Below are 22115 nucleotides of genomic sequence, written 5' to 3'. Positions count from 1 at the left end.
TTGTTTTAGTGTATAGGCGTCCCCCGAATGCATCCCCAGCAAAAACTCAGTGGAATTTTTACCCCGAATCTGGTCCCCTACGACTCCAAAGGCGAAATCAACGAGCCCGAATTACGGCGTTATATTGATTGGCTCATTGAAAAAGGGGTTCACGGGCTTTATCCCAATGGTTCCACCGGCGAGTTTACCCGATTCACTCCCGAAGAACGCCGCCGGATTGTCGCGATCATTGCAGACCAGACTAGAGGTCGCGTGCCGATTTTGGCAGGAGCGGCAGAAGCCAATGTACGCGAAACGATTAAAGCGTGTGAGTATTATCATGGTCTCGGAATTCGAGCCGTGGCGATTGTGGCTCCCTTTTATTACAAGCTGAGCCCGGCTTCGGTTTATGCCTATTTTAAGGAAATTGGCGATAATACTCCGATCGATGTGACCTTGTATAACATTCCGATGTTTGCCAGCCCGATTGATGTGCCTACGATCCAGCGTCTCTCCGAGGAGTGCGAAAAGATCGTGGCGATTAAAGATTCATCGGGAGATATTCCCAATATGATTCGCATGATTCAGGCTGTGCGTCCGAACCGTCCCGATTTTTCATTTCTGACGGGCTGGGATGCGGCTTTGATGCCTCTGTTATTAATCGGAGCCGATGGGGGAACCAATGCCAGTTCGGGAGTGGTTCCTGAACTGACACGCAAGCTTTACGATCTGACGATGTCGGCCCAACTGGATGAGGCCCGTCGTGTGCAATACGATTTATTGACCCTGTTTGACACGATGATTTATTCTGCCGAGTTCCCAGAAGGATTTCGGGCAGCAGTGGAACTACGTGGTTTTCAGATGGGGCAGGGCCGCCAACCAATTACTTCAGAGCAGCAGACCGATATTTCCACACTGAGCCGAACGCTGCAGTGCATGTTATCCGAACACGGTTTTACGAATGAGCCCATTGGTGGCTGCTCTACTGGAATCACGGAAGAGCTTGGCAACAACGATGTGTCACAAATTGTTCAACGCGTCGTTGCCGAACTCAACCGTCGGAAGTTGATTTAACCGATCATCAAGGCCTAAGCTTTGAGTTGACCGCGGTAGTAGTCTGCGCCTGTCGCCAGTGCGTCAGCCAGTTTTTCCGGGTCTTTGCCACCAGCTTCTGCCATATCAGGTCGTCCACCACCACCGCCGCCTACCACCTTGGCGGCGGCTTTCACGCAATCGCCGGCCTTGAGTCCCTGTTTTACCAGGTCTTGGTTGACGGCTGCCATCAGGGCAACTTTTCCGTCAATAACAGTACCCAGAATCAGAGCGACCTGCTTTCCTTTTTTACGCAGGAGATCCGCCAGTTCCCGCAGTTGATCGCGTGAGGCATCCTGTGCATGGTAAGACACGATTTTGACATCGTTTACAATTGGTGCGCGTTCCAGCAACTCATTTGCAGTTCCTGAGAGGGACTTGCTGGAATATTTCAAAAGTTGTTTTTTCGTGTCCCGCAATTCCTCTTGAAGATGTGCGATTCGCTGCGGTAGTTCCTCGGGGCGAGGCTCTTTGAGCTGTGCCGCAATTTCCTGGATCAGTTTCTCTGTGTTTCTGGTTTTCTCCAGGGCTTTGGCGCCAGTCAATGCATGAATCCGGCGAACCCCTTTGGCAACCGGTTCTTCATTGACGATTTTGCAGAGGCCGACCTGACCAGTATTAGACAAGTGAGTTCCCCCACACAATTCAATACTGAAATCTCCCATTTGGACCACGCGCACGTTATCGGGATATTTTTCACCAAATAACGCCATCGCTCCGAGATCACGGGCTTTCTGCAGCTTCATTAGATCTGTACTGACATTGGCACCCTCGGAAACGCGTTGATTGATGATGTCTTCGATCTGGCTGAGTTCATCGGGGGTCACCGCTTTGCTGTGCGAAAAGTCAAAGCGGAGTGTGTCTTCTTCCACTTTGGAGCCACGCTGCATGGCGTTGTCACCCAGGACTGTTCGCAGGGCATGATGCAGCAAGTGTGTTGCTGAGTGGGCACGCTGGATGCCTGCACGCCGCGTTTCAACCACGGTTGTTTTCAGCGTTTGTCCCAGCTTAAGCTGACCTTCTAACAGATGACCGAGATGCAGAGTCAGTCCCCCATTTTTCTGGGTATTCATGACTTCGAATTTCACTCCGTCTGCTTCCATGAAACCTGTGTCACCCACCTGGCCGCCGGCTTCTGCATAGAAGGGGGTCTGGTCGATGACGACGGCAACGGGATGTGCGTGCCCTTTTTCTACGACCGAATCGACTAGCCGATCTTCTGCGATAATCCCGACGATTTTCCCTTCAGCTTCTGTGGTTTCATAACCTTTGAAATCAGTATCACTGGTTGTTTTATGTAGCGCTGTGAGCGGGCCTTCCGACATGACCGAGTTCGCGAAGGCGCCTCTGCCGCTATCTTTCTGATGTCGGTCCATCAAGGTATTAAATTCATTCCGATTCACGGCAATATTATTTTTGGCGGCCAGTGCTTCGGTCAGTTCGATTAAAAATCCATCTGTCTGGTGCAGATCAAAGGCATCTTCACCAGAGATTTGCGACTTCCCTTCCTGTTCTGCTTTCTTCAGAAAGCCAGCGAAACGTGTGAGTCCTTTTTCAATGACGTCGAGAAACTGTTCTTCTTCGTTTTTGATTGTGCTCTGCACATTTTCAACCGTTTTGGCGATGTCCGGATAGGGCGTTTTCATAATCTCAACGACCGCGGGGACAAGCTGATACAGGAAGGGTTCATTTTTACCAAGCAGGTAACCTTCGAGCAGCGCGCGCCTGAGTAATTGCCGTACCACGTAACTCTCTTTGAGACTGCCGGGATTGACTCCTTCATGAATGCTGAAGGTGACAGCGCGGACGTGGTCAGAAATACGCCGGATGGGGCGCCCGTCAGGAGCTTCATACTTATAGGCGGTGCCGATTGTATCAGCGGTCGCCAGGCAGAGTTGTTTGAGTGTATCGATCTCAAAGTTACTGGGGACACCCTGCAGAACCGATGCGGTTCGTTCGAGTCCCATGCCGGTATCGATGTTTTGCTTCGGGAGTGGTTTCAAATTATCAGGGGGATCTCCGACACGATTGAATTGCGTGAAGACCAGATTCCAGATTTCGACGTTGTCTTTTCCACCATTGGGGTGATAGAAAATTTCACTGCACGGGCCACATACGCCATCGGGACCTAATGAAGGCGCCCCGGCGGGCCAGAAGTTTTCGTGTTCATTTTCGCGACTGATACGATTGGCGGGAAGTTTGATTTCGTCGTGCCAGATATTGTAGGCTTCGTCATCTTCCTTGTAGACGGTGACGGACAGCAGTTTAGGGTCGAGCCCCAGCCATTTTTTATCCGTCAGATATTCCCAAGCCCAGTGGATGGCTTCACGTTTGAAATAATCTCCGAACGAGAAGTTACCCAGCATTTCAAAAAACGTGTGATGATAGGCGGTGACTCCCACGTTTTGAATGTCACCCGTGCGGAGGCACATCTGGCAGGTTGTGGCGCGCGTGAATTCGAGTTTACCAACCCCCAGGAACTGATCTTTAAACTGGTTCATCCCTGCTGGTGTAAATAACACGGTAGGATCATCGCGTGGGACCAGGACATCGGATGGTCTTCTGACACAACCTTTTTCTTCAAAGAAGGAAAGATAACTCTCGCGAAGTTCGTCTGTTTTCATTGTTTTTTGATTGCTTCTTGGGGAGACAGGATCACCTTTCGGCCATCCAAAAGTTGTAATGTTACTGGTGAATTGTTTGCTTTTTGTGTTTCCTGGTAAAACGAATCAGGCATCCTGACCGCTTGATTATTAATCTGGCTGATGAAGTTTCCTTCTTTGAGGCCAGCCTGTTGTGCGGGGCTTTCCGGAGCGACATGCGTCACGACGACCGCAGGCGGATAACTAAACGGACTGAAGGTATATTTCTTGCGCGCGGTTGGAAAATCAACTCTAAGTCCGCGCCAGAGGGGATGGTGAAATTGGGTTTGTACAACCCCCTCATCGTCTGCCACTGGCCATTTTCCTAGTTTCACGGTCAGAGTCAACTCACGCGGTTTTTTTCCTCTCAAGATTTGAAGCTTTACTTCCTTTCCTGCGCCTGCTTTACCCACTTCACGCATTAAATCGAGTTCACGGGTCAGTTTTTGCCCCTCAATGGAGAGAATCAGGTCACCGGGCAGCATGCCGGCGATTTGGGCGGGGGAGTACTGCTTGACACTCTCGGCTTTCACATAATAGGGGTCTGGCAGTACAGAATTCCTTACGAAGAGATGTCTTGCCTGATCTCGTTCAATGGTCAGGGGGTGGATGCCCAGAAAACCATATTCGGGCTCCATTCCGGCAGCAAGACTGTTGATGATCCGCAGGGTGGCTTGGTCAATCGGAATGGCGTAGCCGGTCGACTTTTCATAACCTTCCAATGCGGCGAGGGATGTTGTCACGCCGATTAAATTTCCGTCAAGGTCCAGTAAGGCGCCGCCACTGGTTCCGAGGTCGAGGTGTGTGTCGACCTGTAACAATGTTCCAAAATGGTGCAGAGTTTCTTCTTTATCCAGTTCCTGATTTAAAAAATGTTTGAAGACAGGCACCGGGTAACGATGAAAATTGCTTACGATTCCCCAGCTCGCGCTGGGTGAGCCATCGCGGGCGATCGCGTACGGATTTCCTAGCGCAATCACAAACTGGCCTTTGCGAATCGATTCGGTGTTTCCGTACTTGATGGGGGTGAGTGTGCGGAGACGCTCATTGGGAAGCCCTTTTACGGGCGTGAGGACTGCTAGATCACTGCGAGGGTCAGCGGCGATCAGTTCCGCATAAAACCCCTGTCGGTTGGCGGAGTGCACATAGAGTCGATTTTCCGAAATGGCTTTCCGGCCTGCAACCGGTCCTCCCTCTGTGAGATGATAGTTTGTCAGTATCAAAACACGGTTTTGTTTTGTGGGATCAGGAATCAAAATTCCGGCGCCAAATTCATTAGGGATAAAATTCAGGCTTTTGGGATCTTGTGATAAATTTAACCCCTGATTCGGATCGAGACCGAAGGGAGCAGGAACCCGCGATCGAATCTCTTGTCGTTTCGTTTTGATCTTTGAAATGGCGACGACAGACTTTTCGGACTTTTCAATCGCTTGAACTAGCTGCTGTTGAACAGCAAAGGCAATGGCACGTGCATCCAGATTTTGTGCATACAGGGACTGACTTTGAGAGAGTAGCAGTAGCCCCATCAGAAATACAATGACTGGCAATAGACGACTGCGAGCAAATTGTGCTGGTTGAGCATTAAGCATGCATTGACCTGGATTGAATCAAAGGGAAATGTTCTGCGATACAGGTGAACTTGTTTCCATTCAGCCTGACGTTGCTAACTCCTGATTTTACTCTGTTTTCGGGCATAACCCAATGCAAAACGACCTCGAATACCATTGCTGGTATCAAGGTCGTTTGTGCGATTCTTAATCATCGATTCCGTTTACAGAACGTGTTTGAAATCAGGCTTCGACTGCTTCCGGCTTTTCCGGCTTGGATGAAGGAGCGAGCCCACGGGCTTCCAGCACTTTCTGCTTGATTTCCTGGCAGATATCGGGGTTCTCTTCCAGTACTGTTTTGGAACGGTCGCGACCTTGTCCGAGACGTGTTTCTCCGTAACTGAACCAGCTTCCGGCCTTTTTAACAACTTTATTTTCGACGGCCAGATCCAGGAGGTCCAGTTCAAAATTGATTCCGCCCGTCGTCAGCATGTCAAATTCGGCGATCCGGAAAGGAGGCGCGATTTTGTTTTTGACAATCTTGGCTTTCATGCGAATACCGGTGACGGTATCTCCGTCTTTCAGAGTCGCGATCCGGCGGACATCCACACGAACCGAACTGTAAAATTTCAGAGCACGACCGCCGGGTGTTGTTTCGGGGCTCCCGAACATCACGCCAATTTTCTCACGAATCTGGTTGATGAAAATCACGGTTGTTTTGGATTTGGAAATGGCGCCGGTTAATTTCCGCATGGCCTGACTCATCATCCGGGCTTGCAGGCCGACATGGGTATCGCCGATTTCACCATCCAGTTCAGCTTTGGGAACCAGAGCTGCGACCGAGTCGACAACGATGACGTCAACAGAGTTTGATTTGATCAGCATTTCCGCAATTTGGAGCCCTTCTTCCCCATAGCTGGGTTGGCTGACTAGCATTTCGGAAAGGTTGACTCCGAGTTTTTTGGCCCAGATCGGATCCAGGGCATGCTCGGCATCGATAAAGGCGGCGATGCCTCCTTCTTTTTGGGCATTGGCAATCACATGTAATGCAAGGGTTGTTTTTCCACTCGATTCTGGGCCATACAGTTCGATGACCCGTCCGCGGGGAAAGCCTGTGCCACCAAGGGCCAAGTCGAGTGAGAGTGCGCCGCTGGCGATCGAGGGAACGACTTGGGCATTCTCGCCCGTCAGTTTCATGATCGCGCCTTTGCCAAACGCCTGCTCAATTTGTCCGAGCGCGTTATCAAGCATCCCCTCAGAACCGTTATTGTTAGTGGGAGGGGGAGTTGCGGCTCGTTTTGATCGTGCTTTTGCAGCCATTAAGGTCTTCCTTCAATAATATGGCATTTGCCCCGCAAATGAGTTCGAGTTCGTCAGGCGAAGCAAGTGCCCAATTTATCGAGAATTGCGGGGACGCTATTATTGAACGCCGTCTCGACCCATGGATTCTAAAAAGAAGTGACTAATGTGAACTAAAAGATACTAGTTAATTTTTCTCCTGTCACAATAGCAAACATGAGACAATTATATCTGTCGGCAATTATTTCAGAATTCAGCCAGTCTGAAAAGGAATAAATGGAGGGAAAGCTTCGAAAATTCACAATAAGCTCAGACTGAATCGGACTGTGTTTCCTGTTCGATCAACATACCCAGATAAGATGCGCGGATGGGGTGAGTCAGTCCCAGAGAGGCAGCCAGTTGGATGATGGCAGCATCTGCTTCCTGAAGTTCTGATTCTTCTGCCAGCAGTTCAATTTCGACAAAGATGCCCAGTCCTTCGACTTCATCAACGGTGATTTCAAAAGAATGTTGATGATGTAGATAGTTGAAGGGGATACGCAGTTTTCTGACGACTCTTAAAGGGCAAAATCCCAGAAGTTCGAGCATTTCTGATAGTTGTTCAAAAGCAAGCTGACCAGATTCAAACGCCAGTTCAATTTCTTTGCGCACTTTGCTGACAGTCGCCCGTTTCGGACCTTTATAGGTGATCCGGTTGTCAAATCCATTGCGGCGAATACGAATCGCTTCGTCGGTCTCGGCAAAATTCCGAACGGGGTGAGTGAAGTAGAGATCCTCTTGTTCCAGATTCGTGCCTCGTGTCGCGCCGAGATGCTCCAGTTGATCGAACAGAGCGTCTTTGTCAGCGAGTAAAAATTTCTGTTCTACTTCCAGCATTTGAAGACTCTATGGTTGAGGTGCGATTGTTCAAGATGATTAAGCGAAGAGTTTAGTCGCTCCAGGGATGTTTGATCTTTTCCCAGTAGGAGTCGAATTCAAACTTGGGACTGTTGTCGAGATCGTGGCACTTGTAGCAGGTGTTTTTTTTGGCTTCGGCGAGCGTGACCCGCATGGTTTTTTTGGCTTCTTCGAGTTTGTCCATATCGACGAGTTCGATGTGTCCGCTGCCCGGGCCGTGACAGTTTTCACACTGCTGACCTAACAGGTGTGGCGATTCCTGCTTGTTCACAAAACCACTTTTGTAACGAATTACATCCTGAGGATGCCAGCCGGTCACATGGCAGGAGAGACATTCGGGATCATAGATGCGTGAAATAATTTTCTCACCTCGTTCAATCTGATCTTTGCGGCCGTTAATCAGGCTTTCGTAGGCATTGGCATGCGCCGTGGTGAGCCATTTTTCATAGGCTTTTGTATGGCACTCGCCGCATTTCTCTGCTCCGACGAATGTTGCACCACGCGGATGGTCAATGGGAAGTTCTTTTGCCGCCAGATCTTCCTGTTTCAGACGGTCCTGATAGAACTGCATGTGATCGGCCATGCGGGGTGTGTCTTTGAAGCGTTGTTTATCGAGTTCGATGACCGTGAATCGGAACCGTTTTGAAGGATCGTCTTTGCTTGCCTGTTTTGGATAGAAGCCAACGACGCCGGCACTTTTCCCTTTGTGGCCGACATCAACTATCATCGTTTTGCCGAGGAATTTCGGCTCGCCGAGTGGGTCTTCCACGCCGCCTGCCGTTAACAGAATATCAAAGACGGGGAATTTCTCAGCCAGTGCTTTCGATTCATCCTTGTTGGACTGGGAAAGCAGAATCATCAGATCCGGCTTAGCTGCTTCCATCTTTTTGATCAGTTCAGGCAAGACTTTGGCCGGTTCCTGCCAGGTGATGTCCGGCACTTTTTCCATGTGACTTTTGCCGATGATGGAAGTGACTGCCATTTTGACGCCACCGACGTCAATGATTTTGAAGTGGCTTTTGCCCAGATCGGGAGTGTCCAGAACCAGGATATTTGCGGCTAGGAATGTGGGGGTTGTGTTAGGGGAAGTGGGTTCGGGATTATGCAGTTGTAGAAAAATATCGGCACCAAAGCGGAGCTCTTCCGGTCCGAGGCCGACCCCGGCGTACTTCATATCTTTCATCGAAGCCAGAATGGTTTCATATTTGATCTGGCTCTGTCGACGATTCCGTTTGACGAGGCCTCCCAGATCAAAGGCAGTGACAGGCCATTTGCGCTCTTCGATTTGCTTGAAGAGATTGGCCAGCAGGGAGACGCCCCCTGTCTGGTTCTGAGTACACCCACAGGGTTCCAGATAGCCATGACGTTCCCCCGTTAAAACGATCGCCAGCGCAGGTGCTGGCCAGTCCTTAAACAATGGCTTCGGGGGTCTTTTGGAAGCCGCCGTTGTTTTCGTATGTGAAGCGGCTTGGTTTTTCTTAGCGGTGTTTTTGTTCGTATTTGTGACGGCTGGTTTTTTCGGTGTCGCGTCGGCCGGTGTCGCATCGGAATGCTGTTTTTCAGCATGTGAGCTTTCTGGACTCTGTTGCTTAGACTGTGTTTCAGAAACGGTTGAATCTGAAGTAGTTGTAGCTGGCTTCGGTGATTTGTTTTCGCAGCCAGCGAGTAGTAGCACGCAGAGCAGGGCAAGCAGACAATGTTGGTCTGAGATTCGTTTCGATAGCATTCAATGCGACCTTCCATGGGAATGAATGAGGAGAATAAACAAAGTAGGGGGTTCCTCGCTGTTTATCTTAGCTCATAACATGTTGTTGCGTCAAAGTGGATCTGACGGTGGCCCTGAAAAGTGGAATATAAAACAGAGAAAAATGAACAGAGGAGAATGAGTATGGAGGCAGAGCCAAGCCAGACTCAGTGATTATAAGGATACAAACTGGACCCGGAACTCAATTTCTTTGGCGTTCGGATGATTTGTTTGCAATTTGACTTTCGCCAGATTATTTCGTCCAAAGGATACGGCAGGTAGACCAGCGGGGACGGCAAATTTCAATACGTAGCGTTGTTTGGTCTTCGATTGGAAGCTGTCATCTTTTTTGAGTTCGAATTTCAGAAAATCAGGTGAAATTTCCTGGTTGAGAATTTCCAGGGGTTGATCGATGCCTTCCACAAACATGGATAGCATGACCTCTTTTCCCTCTTTGGCAGAAAAATCTCCCAGGATCAATACCATGGATTGCGGGTTCCAGTGAACGCCAAATGTCGGGACAATTCGAATGGGACCTGTATGATTTCCCGATACTTGAATCACGAACGTTCGATTACCGGGCTGTGGTTCATGCTTGTGGTCGTGTCCTTCAGGGTGTTTGTGTTCCGCTTCAGGTTTAGCCGGTTTCAGATCATTGGGAATATCCGTTTTAACAGTCAGGCGTTTGGTGAATCCTCCCAGAGGAAATTTCGCGGGATCAGCTGTGACGTCAATCGAATACCCGGACTTGGCATCGACTTCTTTCAGTTCCTCAGGTGTGAGCGGTTTGAAGGAAGTCTTCAAACCAGTGCTGTCGGACTCGATTTCTGTTATTTTGAACTCGTCCATAAACTTGGTGTGAATTGATCCTGAATACGAAACGGGGTCACTGTTCGACATGGTGGGAAGAGCCCAATGGGCGCTGCCTCGCATATCTCCGCTAAAGGCAATCAGGCTATTGGCGGTGCCTTCGATCTGGAGTTTGAATTCCTGGTTTTTCGGATCGTTTGTAAAGATGGTTGCCGTCTGTCCGAAATGTTCCTGCGGACTTTTGGGAGTCCAGGTTAGTTCGATTTCAATGGATTTGCCAGGGGCGACTGAATTGTCATTCATTTCGCTGAGCGTGCATTTACAGGTGGTGCTCCCTTTCTTCACTTCCAGCGGAACTTCACCCTCATTTTTTAAGATAAACTTATGCGACAGAGATTGTCCGACGGCCATCTCACCGAAATTATAGAGTGGCTGTTCGACGACGGCTTTGGGGTAGGGGCCCTTTTCTGCGATCTTAGGGAGATCGGCACTAGGGTCTCCTGCAGGTCTGGCAGGTTTTGTTGACTCGAGATCGCTATTACCCCGTCCTAGCCAGACAGTACCGACAAGTGCGACGATGAGAACAACGATTGTTGTGAGAATGGTACGAAGATTCATAATTTCACCAGCAAAGAAGTCGTTAAAGCGGATACAAGAAAAAAGAAAAAATTCGGTGTTGGAGCTGAGGTACTACTTTTGGTACCTGTCTTTTATTATGAGGCGCAGACCGCCTGAGTTCAATTCTGATTCGTTCGTCTTACGTTAATTATTACTTTCAGCCGATTTAGTGTCTTTTCCGTCAAATATTTGTCGACATGCTGAGCCCGGCGATTGGCTTCATCCAACTCGATTGCCCGCTGTGCCTGTTCCTGACTGTTTCTGGTTTGGTCGGCAGCAGACAGGGCATCCGCAAAAGCAGCCCGATAAAGGGCATTATTGGGGTAACCGCTGACAGCCTGTTTCAGATATTCGATGGCGTTATTTAGATCCTCTTGTTTCTGTGATGTTTGATACTGCTGATAAAAGCGTTGTCCTAACTGAAAATAGTTAAGCGGGTTCACTGGATCTCGCTGAATGGCCGCCTGTTTCAGTTTGACCCCTTGTTCAAACGCATCCCGGTCATCCACTCCTTGACGAAACTGTAGTTCAGCCAATGCCTGCCAAGGGGCTGGAGACAGGGGATCTGCCTGGCTGGCTTGATTTAAGTATCGTTGTGCTATTCGAGCGGACTGTCCGCGCAAGAGTACTTGCTCTCCTTCTCTTACGAGATTTTTTCTCTCGATTGTTGGCGCAAATGATGACCTGATAAAGAAAACTGTCAACAGGAGGCAAATAATGACTCCCGCAGTTTTCAAATGTATAGGGTTTAAGGGCCGTGTTGAAGTTGAAGTGCTTTCGGCTGTGGTGTTTGCGTCGATGTCCGTCTGTAACAGGCTTACAGGGAATGCCAACGCCAGGAGCAGCAGCCAGGTTTGTGTTACCGCCGGCATGGCAATTCCACCGGCGCCCAACAGATGAATGCAAAGTGCAACAAAGGCAGCTGCTAAGGCCAGAGGCACGAATGAGAAATTCGAATTCACTCGGTCTGTCTCATTCAAGGCTTGCCAGCCGATGTTGAGCACAAAATAAATTGCCAGCCAGCCCAGGCAGAACAGCCAGAGCAGGACTTGATCAATGGATTGCAGAAATAATTGCTCACCCCACAACAGAGGAAATGAGAGTGCAAAGCCGAGTAATAGCAGAATCTGATCCCGTGAGATTGGATGGCTGGATTCAATGTTTTCTAATTCAGAATTCTCAGAGACCGTTATGGGCTTGATCAGCCAGCGATAACCTGCCAGTCCGAGAATGACCAGTAGCCCTGCGAATGCGATGATGCCGGCATTCGCCCAGACATCGAGAAACAGGTTATGGGGATCAGAAATTTCTTCGCTGGAGCCGGGCAATTTGTACTTGAGATAATGATTGCGGAAATTTCCCGGACCAGTGCCCCACAGAGGGTTTTCTTGAATGATATCCCAGGTACCAGTCCAATATTCCAGGCGATACTGGAGTGATTTGGGAGCTTCGGTCAAAACGGCCCGGTCTAAGCCACCACTAAATGTTGCCAGCAGAAACAATCCCAGGACGACAATCACGCCGGGGATGCCCCATTTGAGGGCCTGTTTTTTCCAGAGTGGTCGTGGTTCGCTTGTGTTTTGTCGTTTTTGAATCAGTTTTAAGAGTGCCAGACTGACCAGGCCTCCCATCACGCCGACCCAGGCGGTGCGGCTTTTGGTCAGGACTAAGCAGTAGCCAATCAGAATCGTGGGAAGCACCAGGATCCAGGATTTAAACCGATCTGGTTTCGAAGTGGCGTTTACTGTTTTGGAAAATAAAATATGAATCGTTTGAGCAAACGTAATCAGGAAGCCAACTGCCAGCAATCCGGCGAATGTATTCGCGAGCGCAAACATTCCCAGGGGTTCAGAACTGCTGAGCAGCCGTTGTTCAAACAATTGCCGTCCACTGCCTGTCACAGAATCGGCAGGAACGCCCATGGCGAACAGTTGTTGTTGGAACCGGGCACGTTCTGAGGGAGAAGCAGCCACATCATATTGCTGACGCACTGCCAGGTATTCTTCTGCCAGTTGATCATACATCCAATGGTGTTGCCAGATTCCGTAGAGGGAGAGCAGCACTATTGTGGTTAAGAATCCCTGCAATAATGTGCCGCGAAGCGATGTCGTTGCAATCAGCCGTCGAGTCAGAGAAAAGGTCAGCCCTAAGCCGATCCATTCCCACATCATGTTCAACGCGGCTCGTTGCTGACCTTCTGCAGTATAGATCATGACCAGTGTCGAGATCACTTGTCCCGAAACCAGCAGCCAGACTCCAAGGTCATATCGGTCTAACTGAAAGCTGCGGGCACGCTCAGTGAGTAGAGTGCCACAAAACAGAATCGCCACGATGAACCACCCGAATGTAATGGGCAGAGTCTCTCCCTGGGGCGCCGATTCGGCGGGGAGTAAATAGCGGGCCGTGATCAGAGAGCCAATCAGAAACAGCTGAATTCCGTTGAGTAGCCCGGGTAGTCGAGGGAGTGGGGGCGCAGACGGCGTGGGTTTTGTTTGAGGCGACTGCGATCGGTTTTGTTTTCGGTGTTTACTCATTCCCGATTTTTCCGACCTACGTTCTCCAAGATCGTCACGATGCACAGTACGCACAAAATCATTAGAATAACGAGTAGAGCAGCATTCCAAGACGTGACTTCATATAAAATCAGTCCCCCAACACCGGTCGTCAATGTCGCCAGATGGATGGTCAGGACGGTATCGCGTTTACTGAGTCCCAATTCGACTAACCGGTGTGAAAAATGGCTTTTGTCTGCATGAAACGGGCTGCGTCCTTCTTTCAGGCGAATAATCATGACCGTACAGAAATCATACAGAGGGATTGCCAGAATGCAAAGCGGTGCCAGAATGACATGACGACTGGCGACTGACTCTCCCGTCGGAGCGTCTCCGGGGTAAAATGTGCCTAGAATAGTCATGGTTGAGAGAATCAAGCCGATGAAGTAACTGCCGGAATCTCCCATGAAAATTTTTGCCGGAGGCCAGTTGTGACATAAAAAACCGGCAATCGAACCGGCAAGCACCAGCAACACACCCGCCACGAGCCACCGTGGTTCACCCGTGAATCTCAGCATGATCAACGCGAATAAAACCGCCGCGATCAATCCGATGCCTGACGTGAGTCCGTCCATGTTATCCAGGAAGTTCAATGAATTGACCAGTACGATGATCCAGGCCACCGTCAGTACGATGCCGACCCAGGGTTGCTGGATAAAGAGTGTGCCTCGCACGCCGGCCAGAACCAGTCCTACTGCAACCAGTAGTTGAATGGCCAGACGGGGTTTCCAGGAAATATTGTGTTTGTCGTCCAGCAGACCCATGACGGCCAGAACGGTACCACCTGCGAGCACGGTCCATAATTGACCGGAGCGATAAAGGACTCCTTCCAAATGCGGGACCAGTTCTTGAGGGATCCAGGTGGTGCTGAGGCCTGTTTTCAGAATCAGCAGAACGGTCAACTGGGCAACGGCAATGGGGATAATCACTCCCAGCCAGATGCCAACGCCGCCTCCCAGGGGAGTCGGAGTGGTATGCACTTTTCTATGCGCGGGCTGATCGATGAGCCCCCATTTGGGTGCCAGTTTGCGCATTGCCGCTGTGGACAGGAACGAAATCAGAAACGCAGGGACCAGGCAAGCAATTACAAAGAATAACATTACAGCTGACATTCAGGATAAGAAATAGAGAGTCTTGCGATATATGCCTTAGTTTGGCTGAAGAATGGATTTAGTGGTAGCGAAAAATGCAATTCTCGTCAGTTTTCGATTGATATATCTGGTGTATGACTTAAAGTTGATTCTATCTGTATAACCTGTGAAATCGCTAAGCATTATGGAGCTATCAAACTGCGTCAATGAACAAATTATTTGAGGAAGAGATTCGATTTAATCTGGCCAGCCGACCCAACTGGGAACAGGGGGCAAGGCATCGTGAAAAAGTGACGGGATATCTGACTGGTCTGGCGGCAGACCGTAATGGGCGACTCTGTGTGCTGGGAGCGGGGAACAGCAATGATCTTGATCTGAAGCAGCTGTTGCAGGTGTATAGTGAGATTCATCTGGTCGACTTGGATGAGAGTGCTTTAGAGTACGGCGTTGAATCGCAGGCAGTGTCAGATGATCCGCGTGTCTTTCGATATGTGCGGGATATCACCGGGGTCGGTCAGGAACTGGCTGCCTGCGAAGCGGCGGGCGTTCAGCCAGAGACCGATTTGAGTGAGATCATTCAGCGGTTCTCTCAACCTGCTGCGTTGGATTTGCCTGATCCGTTTGATGTGGTCTGTTCGACGTGTGTGCTGAGCCAGTTGATTCTTCAGACCGTGAATGCGGTTGGAGATACTCATCCCCAGTTTGAAGAACTGATGGTTGCGATTCGCTCTCAGCATTTTCAAACCATCGTGGAGTTCATCAACGATGGTGGGGCTGGTTTCGTCGTGAGTGATTTTGTTTCTTCCGAATCTGCCACCGACATGAAGGAAGTGCCCGATTTTCAATTCACCCAATATCTCTCCCAGTTACTCTCGTCGCGCAACTTCTTTCATGGCGTGCATCCGGGCATCTTGTTTTCCCAACTGAAAGGGAATACCCCGCTGGCTGCTCTGGTCCAGAATGTCAAAATGCTACCGCCGTGGCGCTGGGATCTCGGATCACGACAATATGCGGTTGCCGCGATCCAATTTCATCGCCTGCCTCGACACTGATTTCAAGCTAAAGGGGCCGCCGGGTTTAGTTTTTCCTGGCTGGTTTCTTTTTCTGTCCCGCGCCACTGTTGCGGGGCTTGAGACGGAGTGAGGGGGGATCTTTCTCTACCGAGCCCGTGTCATCAGGGACCTGATATTGTGTTTGCAGGCGTTTTAATTCTGCTTTCAGATCAGTGACCACCTGAGCGTATTCCGGATCTGCATAGACGTTTTTCATCTCGCGCGGATCTTTTTTCAGATCGTAGAGTTCCCATTCGCCGAGATTATAGAAGTCGATCAGCTTATAGCGATTTGTGCGGACTCCATTGTGACGACGTACCATGTGAGCTGACCGGCGTTGGTTGTAAAATTCATAATAATGATAGTAAAGACTGTCGCGCCATTTTTCGGCTGTCCCTTTGAAGAGGGGAACCAGACTGACTCCCTGCATGTCATCGGGAATGGGGGCACCGGCCAGATCGAGAAAGGTTTCCGCGAAATCGAGATTGGAGACCAGTTCGTTATTCACGCTGCCTGGTTTGATGACGCCCGGCCAACGCACCAGAAACGGCATTCGATAGGATTCTTCGTACATGAAACGTTTGTCAAACCAGCCATGATCTCCGAGGTAAAAGCCCTGGTCTGATGAATAAATCACAATGGTGTTTTTCGCAAGGCCCGATTCTTCCAGGTAGTCGAGCATCCGTCCGACGTTGTCATCGACCGAAGCGACACATCGCAAATAGTCTTTCATGTAACGCTGATATTTCCAGCGGACCAGATCTTTCCCGGTGAGATTGGCTTTACGGAATGCTGCGTTTTTCGGGTCGTAAGCGGCATTCCAGACCTTTAACTGTTCGGGAGTCAGGTTTTTTGGCGGCGTTAATTTCAGGTCGAAGGCAGTCATGGTTTTCGCGATTGTCATGTCCTGCTGCTTAGCAGCTGTCCCGCGCCCTTCATAGTTGTCAAACAGGTTATCGGGTTCGGGGATGGTCACGTCATCGTACATGTGTAAGTATTTGGGACCGGGTTGCCAGTTGCGATGCGGCGCCTTGTGCTGGAACATCAGCATAAATGGCTTATTCGGATCGCGGCTGTTTTTGAGGTAGTCAAGGGCCAGATCCGTAATGATGTCGGTCGTATAGCCGACATGCTTGATTCGCTCGCCATTACGGATCATGGGGGGATTATAATAGGGGCCTTGACCAATCAGAATTTCCGAGTAATCAAATCCCGTGGGTTGCGTTGCAAGATGCCATTTCCCGACGATGGCGGTCTGGTAATTGTTTTTTCTGAGGATCTTGGGAAAGGTCTGCTGGGTGCCGTCAAACTTGTTGCCGTTCTGTTTGAAGCCGTTCAGATGGCTGTGCTTGCCAGTCAAAATTACGGCGCGGCTGGGGCCACAAATACTGTTCGTACAGAAGCAGTTATTAAACAGCATTCCTTCACGGGCAATCCGATCGAGATTCGGGGTCTGATTAACTTTGGAACCGTAACAGCTCATCGCGTGTGACGCGTGGTCATCGGTAAAAATGAAAAGGATGTTCGGTTGTTGCTGTTCTGCGGCATGAGCCTTTGAAAGCCCCACGTCCATTACTGTGAGAGAACAATAGAAGACCAGACTCAGAATGAGTGAAGGGGAAAATCGGGGTGATGGCTTCAAACGCGGCAACATAGGCTTCATCCTCAGTCTCAGGGCATTGATGGCTGGTATCAAGCAGGAAAATTATGATTGAATTTGACTTCTATCATGCAGGTTTCAAGGGGGAAGTGCAAGTTTTGTGATTCATTGGGAAGATGATTGCATGAAGAGACATCAAAAAAGGGTGATGTAGAAATTACAGACGTCTGGGGAGTAGAAAGTGCATTCTTCCCTGATCCTTGCGATACGAGGAAATATTCTTGTTGCTGGAAGGCGTTTGTGGGAAGCAAGATAGGCGAATTTGTTCCTGATGGACTTCGGTTTGGTACGAGTGTTGCTTTTGAGAACCAGTATGAGTGTTTGTGTCTCAGAGGATTGAGACCAGTTATGGAAACAGAAATGCAGCCGGGCAATGGATTGCTTGCCCCACCGGTAAAAAAAGGAATTGAACATGTTAGAAAATGTTTCTTCGAAAATCATACACAAGATTATGGCCGCTGAAGGATATCTGGAACTGGGCATGCCCATCCAGGCACTGGATACACTTCATTCACTGGAAGATGCTGGGGTACTCGAAGCAATGCGGCTCTATCTGATTGGCGAAGCGTACCTCCGTCAGGAAAAGTATAACGAAGCGATTGAACCGTTACATCAGGCGGCTCGATTGTTTCCTGTGATGGAAAGTCGCAAGGCCTGGAACTCCCTGAGCGAATGTTTTCGCCTGGGAGGCTATCACGAGCTGGCAGAAGTGGCTTCCCTGACGGCCGAAGCCGTCGAAGAGATTGAGGTCACCTGTGCCGTGCTAAGCCTGACGCAAGAGCGGAAAACAGCGTTCGAATGGAGTGATTTCTCTTCCCGAATGACAAGTTTTACGGAGTCCAACCGGTTTAGTGCTCCCCGGATTCCGCGTTAAAAATGCCAGGATTTCTTAGGATTCTTGTTTAGGAGAGTTCTGAAGAAAAGATGCAAGGCACTGTAGTATATTGTTTTGCGTCGATTTGATTATGTTGAAAGTCATATATGAGTTTCGCGATGTGTTCGTTATACTCCGCCCCTGAGATGATTTCTTGATCCCTCTCACTTCAAGATTCACTCAGATCCACCTGTGTCTTTGATCGTATCCCATACGCATCAGGGCAGAGTAATAACCTCCTGGTCAAAGTTCCTTCCTGGTTCTGGCCAACTTTCCCTCACAATAAAAACAGAAATACGGATTCAACAATCAATGCCAGCATTGATTGCAAAGTGATTACGTATGGACGTTCTATTTTACACAGTATTTCCGGGCTGCTGCCGGTTGGGATTCCCCGAACGGTCAGTGGAAATTGTGTTGACAAATTTTGTGCTGAAAAGACGATCGCCATAACTCATGCTTGATTTCAATCGGTTCTTAAACAATCGCATTTCTGCTTGTATATGTATGATGTTGCTGACTCTGTTCTCCGGGTGCGGCAAGATGATCAGTAATAGTGCGACCGAACAGTTATTGACTTCCGATGCGGTTGACCAGACGATTTCCTATCTCGATTTCAGCACATTGGCGAATAAGAAAGTTTACTTTGATACGACGTATGTCAAAAATGTGAAGGGGATTGGGTTTGTTAATGCAGACTATATCATCAGCTCATTGCGACAACAGATTGTAGCTGCCAATTGTCTGATTCAGGAAAAAAAAGAAGACGCTGAGTATGTGGTCGAAGCCCGTGTGGGCACACTGGCAACTAACGGCCATGAAGTGAATTATGGAATTCCGGCCAGTAGTATGCTGTCTTCCGCTGCATCATTGGTTCCCACGGCTCCTGCCATTCCTACCATCCCTGAGATCTCTCTGGCGAAAAAGAATAATCAGACCGCAGCCGCAAAAATCAGTGTGTTTGCTTATAACCAGAAAACACGTGAACGTGTCTGGCAGTCGGGACTTCTTCAGGCGAAGAGTACTGCCCGTGATACCTGGATTCTGGGGGCGGGACCATTTCAACGGGGAACGATTTATAAAGAAGGAGCTCAGTTTGCTGGCGCAAAGATTTCGAATCCTTTAGCTAGTAGTGAGGAGTTTGCGAATGAGAGCACCGTTGATTATCGGGAACCTGCCCGCTTCATTGAAACTTCTCAAGCTTCGACTGCCAAGAAAGAAACGCCCAAGCGAACGGTAAAAACTCTGGCAGAGTGGATCAAATCAGAGACAGCGGCAAAAGAAAAGCAGAAAGCGGAAGCTGTAACACAAGCACCGAAGACAGAAACCAAGCCTGAACCTGGCAATAAGGAAGAAGCGGAAAAAGTGGCGAAAGCTGAGGCAGGCGATGAATCTAAGGCTGAGATTGATCCTTCCAAGATCAAGACGGTTCTCTTCCTGAAGCCGGAGAAGGCGACCAGCCACCAGGACTGGTTACAAAGTGACCCTTCCCGCATCTCAACAGTCTGGCCCAAGGATCCCAAGCCTTCTGAGGCGACGGTCGATCAGGGAGCGGAAGAAAAGTTGGAATTTAATGGCATGTTTCGCCAAATTCTTGCTGAATAAATCCCCATTCTTTACGTAGTGAAAGCAGAGTCTTTTGCCATTTGCAGTTGGAATCGGACATTAGTTCAGATTCGAAGGGCGAACCGGCTACTGTATCTGATTGTCTAAAGAAAAGCCCCTACCAAGTGCTTCCTGTGCAGTTTTGATGCACGGTGCAACCACTATGATATCAGGGTGACTGTCAAAATGGCACTGTCCAGGTTTGGTTTGAGACTGCCAATGTAGTTTAAGTCGTTATATAGTATTGATTTAAAGTTAGTATTGATGATTAGGGGGGAGATTTGGCACATTCTATGCGGTAAAATTGATCCAGAGGACTCTCAAATACGTTTTTCCAGAACGGGAAAAAACAAATCTGGTCCAGAGGCGTTGATTTCCCAAAAAATTCAACCAGCAAAGTTCACCAGATCAGGTGAAACTGGAGGTTATTATGATGATCCCTCGAATTCCTAAAAAAACAGTGCGAAGATTGATTGCTGCAGAAGGCTATCTGGAATTAGGGATGCCCCGGCAGGCACTCAGAGAACTGGATAAGGTGAGTGATCCCGGTTCTCTCACGGCTTCCTATTCTTTTTTACGAGGGGAATCATTGAAGCGGGTCGGACGTTATTCCGAGGCGATTCAACCTTTGCAATATGCGGCTGATTTATTGCCGATACCCCATAGCCAGCTTCCCTGGAAGTCATTGGGAGCCTGTTACCGAGAAAGTGGTCAGAAGGATTTAGCCGAAAGTGCGGAACGCACGGCTGATGAAATTGCTTCCGAAGCCAATATCCATCTCCGTTTTGAACCTCTGGGCGAACAATTCAACCCGGTCGTCCATCACAAAATTCAGCTCTCCATCTCTTTAGAACCTGTTCAAGAAGTGGACGAATCGGATCTCGACGAGAACGCGTTTCTTGAAAATGAACCAGAAGAAGAAACAGAAGATTTTGGAATTGATCCCGAAGAGGATTACGACGTTTAATTACTAACGATTGTTAATGAAACTGGTTTTGGAGAATCTTCAAAATCGAATTGCTACCTCAAGATTGAGATGTCTGTCTCGTTATAGTACCGTAGAGGATGCTGTTTCTGACAGGTTCTAATTTCTCTCTGCTCTTTTGAAATGAGGTAGCGTGCCTAATGCATGTTCAATTGCGTTTGTGGAACTGGCTTCTGTGTCTTGCCTGCGTTGTTTTGATGACTTCAGGGAGCGATGCAGCGAGTAAACCCGCCTCAGGCCGTCCCAATATCATTATGATTTTTGCCGATGATGTTTCCTGGAATGATCTGGGATGTTATGGGCATCCAACCATACGAACGCCCCATCTGGATCGTCTGGCAAAAGAGGGGCTGCGGTTCGATAATGCGTATCTCACCACCAGCAGTTGCAGTCCGAGTCGTTGTAGTGTGATCACAGGTCGTTATCCACATAATACCGGTGCTCCTGAATTGCACACGCCGCTGCCTGAAGAACAGGTTTTATTTCCCCAATTGTTACGTGATGCCGGCTATTACACGGTCATTTCGGGCAAGCAGCACATGGGGAAATATGCGTTGACCGCCTTTGATCATGTTTCGAAGGGAAAGGGGCCGGGACGAGAAGCAGACTGGGTTCCCATTCTCAAACAACGTCCGAAAGACAAACCATTTTTTTGCTGGTTTGCTTCGGTGGATGCACACCGAGCGTGGCAAGCGTCGAAAGAGTATCAGCCACACAAACCAGAAGATGTTGTGGTGCCCCCTTATCTGATAGATGCACCGGAAACACGCAAGGATCTTGCACAATACTACGATGAAATCAGCCGCATTGATTTCTTTACCGGGAAAATTCTCGACGAACTCGATGCACAGGGAATTGCCGACAATACTTTGGTTCTGTTTTTCGCTGATAATGGTCGTCCTTTTCCTCGCTGCAAAACCAGACTCTATGACAGTGGCATCAAAACACCACTGATGGTGCGCTGGCCTGCTGCAGTCAAACCGGGGACCGTCACCAATAGTCTTGTTAGCTCGATTGATATTGGCCCGACGTTTCTGGATTTGGCGGGAGTACCACCTGACCCGCGGATTCAGGGAGTCAGCTTTCAGAGTGTGCTCAAGCAACCAACTGTGAAAGTACGTGATTATGCATTTGCCGAACATAACTGGCACGTTTTTAAAGCCCACGAACGCATGGTTCGCTCGGGGGATTTGCTTTACATTCGTAATGCATGGCCGGAACAGCGAAATCTCTGTGTCGAATCGATTGACTTTCCTTCCGGTGAAGTACTCTGGCAGCGCTTCGGAGCGGACAAACTGAATGAGTTTCAGCGCGATGTCTTTTTGAAGCCTCGACCGGCGGAAGAACTCTATCTGGTCACAGAAGACCCACATCAGTTTCACAATCTGGCAGCAAAAACTGAGTATGCTGCCGACCTATCCAGGCTGAGGAAAGTTTTGGATCAGTGGACTGCTGAAACGGGTGATACCGTTCCAAAGAATCCGACTTTGGATCGGAACCAACGACCAGGTGAGCCGGAGCCACCTGAGTTTGCACACCGTGAAATGCCCGGCGATGCAAAACAGGCGACGACGATTAATGCACCGGGGCCGATTCTGGTCCCGTAGTGAACTGGATTCACTGGTGGCTGCTCGATATGTAACTTCCGCTTTGTTAAGATGGCGGATC

At 49.2% G+C, this 22115-nt stretch carries 16 protein-coding genes; 7 read left to right on the top strand and 9 right to left on the bottom strand.

What is annotated here, in order from left to right; all coding sequences use genetic code 11:
• Nucleotides 1-27 precede the first annotated feature (27 nt).
• Nucleotides 28-1053: a dihydrodipicolinate synthase family protein gene (locus tag AAC022_RS20455; RefSeq protein ID WP_339733955.1), complete on the top strand. Its 1026-nt coding sequence runs from the start codon at nt 28-30 to the stop codon at nt 1051-1053.
• A 14-nt stretch (nt 1054-1067) separates the two neighbouring features.
• Here the strand turns inward: AAC022_RS20455 and alaS are convergent, their stop codons facing one another.
• The 8 genes from alaS to AAC022_RS20415 all read right to left on the bottom strand — a co-directional run bounded on the left by alaS (nt 1068) and on the right by AAC022_RS20415 (nt 14280).
• On the bottom strand, nt 1068-3695 hold the full coding sequence (gene alaS / locus AAC022_RS20450; protein ID WP_339733954.1) for an alanine--tRNA ligase: 2628 nt from the start codon (nt 3693-3695) through the stop codon (nt 1068-1070).
• Nucleotides 3692-5302, bottom strand: coding sequence for a trypsin-like peptidase domain-containing protein (locus AAC022_RS20445; protein ID WP_339733953.1), 1611 nt, complete (start codon nt 5300-5302; stop codon nt 3692-3694). Before AAC022_RS20445 ends, alaS begins: the two co-directional genes overlap by 4 nt.
• Nucleotides 5303-5503: 201 nt before the next feature.
• Nucleotides 5504-6580 carry a recombinase RecA gene (recA, locus tag AAC022_RS20440; RefSeq protein WP_339733952.1) on the bottom strand — a complete coding sequence of 359 codons (1077 nt, stop codon included), beginning with the start codon at nt 6578-6580 and terminating at the stop codon, nt 5504-5506.
• A gap of 288 nt (nt 6581-6868) precedes the next feature.
• Nucleotides 6869-7435 carry a class IV adenylate cyclase gene (gene cyaB, locus AAC022_RS20435; RefSeq protein ID WP_339733951.1) on the bottom strand — a complete coding sequence of 189 codons (567 nt, stop codon included), beginning with the start codon at nt 7433-7435 and terminating at the stop codon, nt 6869-6871.
• Between the two features lie 52 nt (nt 7436-7487).
• A complete protein-coding gene (locus AAC022_RS20430) occupies nt 7488-9182 on the bottom strand; it encodes a multiheme c-type cytochrome (protein ID WP_339733950.1) in 1695 nt (564 codons plus the stop codon).
• Between the two features lie 192 nt (nt 9183-9374).
• Nucleotides 9375-10628 (bottom strand): DUF1573 domain-containing protein, encoded by a 1254-nt coding sequence (locus AAC022_RS20425; protein ID WP_339733949.1) that lies wholly within the window; start codon nt 10626-10628, stop codon nt 9375-9377.
• A gap of 119 nt (nt 10629-10747) precedes the next feature.
• Nucleotides 10748-13162 carry an O-antigen ligase family protein gene (locus AAC022_RS20420; protein ID WP_339733948.1) on the bottom strand — a complete coding sequence of 805 codons (2415 nt, stop codon included), beginning with the start codon at nt 13160-13162 and terminating at the stop codon, nt 10748-10750.
• The gene (locus AAC022_RS20415; protein ID WP_339733947.1) at nt 13159-14280 is read right to left on the bottom strand and encodes an MraY family glycosyltransferase; all 1122 of its coding nucleotides are present in this window, start codon (nt 14278-14280) and stop codon (nt 13159-13161) included. Before AAC022_RS20415 ends, AAC022_RS20420 begins: the two co-directional genes overlap by 4 nt.
• 197 nt (nt 14281-14477) lie before the next feature.
• On the opposite strand from AAC022_RS20415, the gene AAC022_RS20410 reads away from it, so the two are divergent.
• Nucleotides 14478-15323 carry a hypothetical protein gene (locus tag AAC022_RS20410; protein ID WP_339733946.1) on the top strand — a complete coding sequence of 282 codons (846 nt, stop codon included), beginning with the start codon at nt 14478-14480 and terminating at the stop codon, nt 15321-15323.
• Nucleotides 15324-15348: 25 nt separating this feature from the next.
• On the opposite strand, the gene AAC022_RS20405 is transcribed toward AAC022_RS20410, so the two are convergent.
• Entirely contained in the window at nt 15349-16977 is a 1629-nt protein-coding gene (locus tag AAC022_RS20405; RefSeq protein ID WP_339733945.1) for a sulfatase, read from the bottom strand.
• 126 nt (nt 16978-17103) lie between these two features.
• On the opposite strand from AAC022_RS20405, the gene AAC022_RS20400 reads away from it, so the two are divergent.
• The 5 genes from AAC022_RS20400 (at nt 17104) to AAC022_RS20380 (ending at nt 22054) form a co-directional block, all read left to right on the top strand.
• Nucleotides 17104-17445 (top strand): hypothetical protein, encoded by a 342-nt coding sequence (locus tag AAC022_RS20400; RefSeq protein WP_339733944.1) that lies wholly within the window; start codon nt 17104-17106, stop codon nt 17443-17445.
• A complete protein-coding gene (locus tag AAC022_RS20395; RefSeq protein ID WP_339733943.1) occupies nt 17396-17857 on the top strand; it encodes a hypothetical protein in 462 nt (153 codons plus the stop codon). Before AAC022_RS20400 ends, AAC022_RS20395 begins: the two co-directional genes overlap by 50 nt.
• Before the next feature lie 456 nt (nt 17858-18313).
• Complete coding sequence (locus tag AAC022_RS20390) at nt 18314-19462, top strand: DUF6655 family protein (protein ID WP_339733942.1); 1149 nt, start codon at nt 18314-18316, stop codon at nt 19460-19462.
• Nucleotides 19463-19892: 430 nt separating this feature from the next.
• The gene (locus tag AAC022_RS20385; protein ID WP_339733941.1) at nt 19893-20429 is read left to right on the top strand and encodes a hypothetical protein; all 537 of its coding nucleotides are present in this window, start codon (nt 19893-19895) and stop codon (nt 20427-20429) included.
• A gap of 158 nt (nt 20430-20587) precedes the next feature.
• Nucleotides 20588-22054, top strand: coding sequence for a sulfatase (locus AAC022_RS20380; RefSeq protein WP_339733940.1), 1467 nt, complete (start codon nt 20588-20590; stop codon nt 22052-22054).
• The last annotated feature ends 61 nt before the right edge of the window (nt 22055-22115 follow it).

The sequence above is a fragment of the uncultured Gimesia sp. genome (assembly GCF_963976445.1).
Lineage (GTDB): Bacteria > Planctomycetota > Planctomycetia > Planctomycetales > Planctomycetaceae > Gimesia.
Note: the sequence above shows the minus strand (reverse complement) of the source record. Positions and strands in the feature narration are given on the sequence as shown.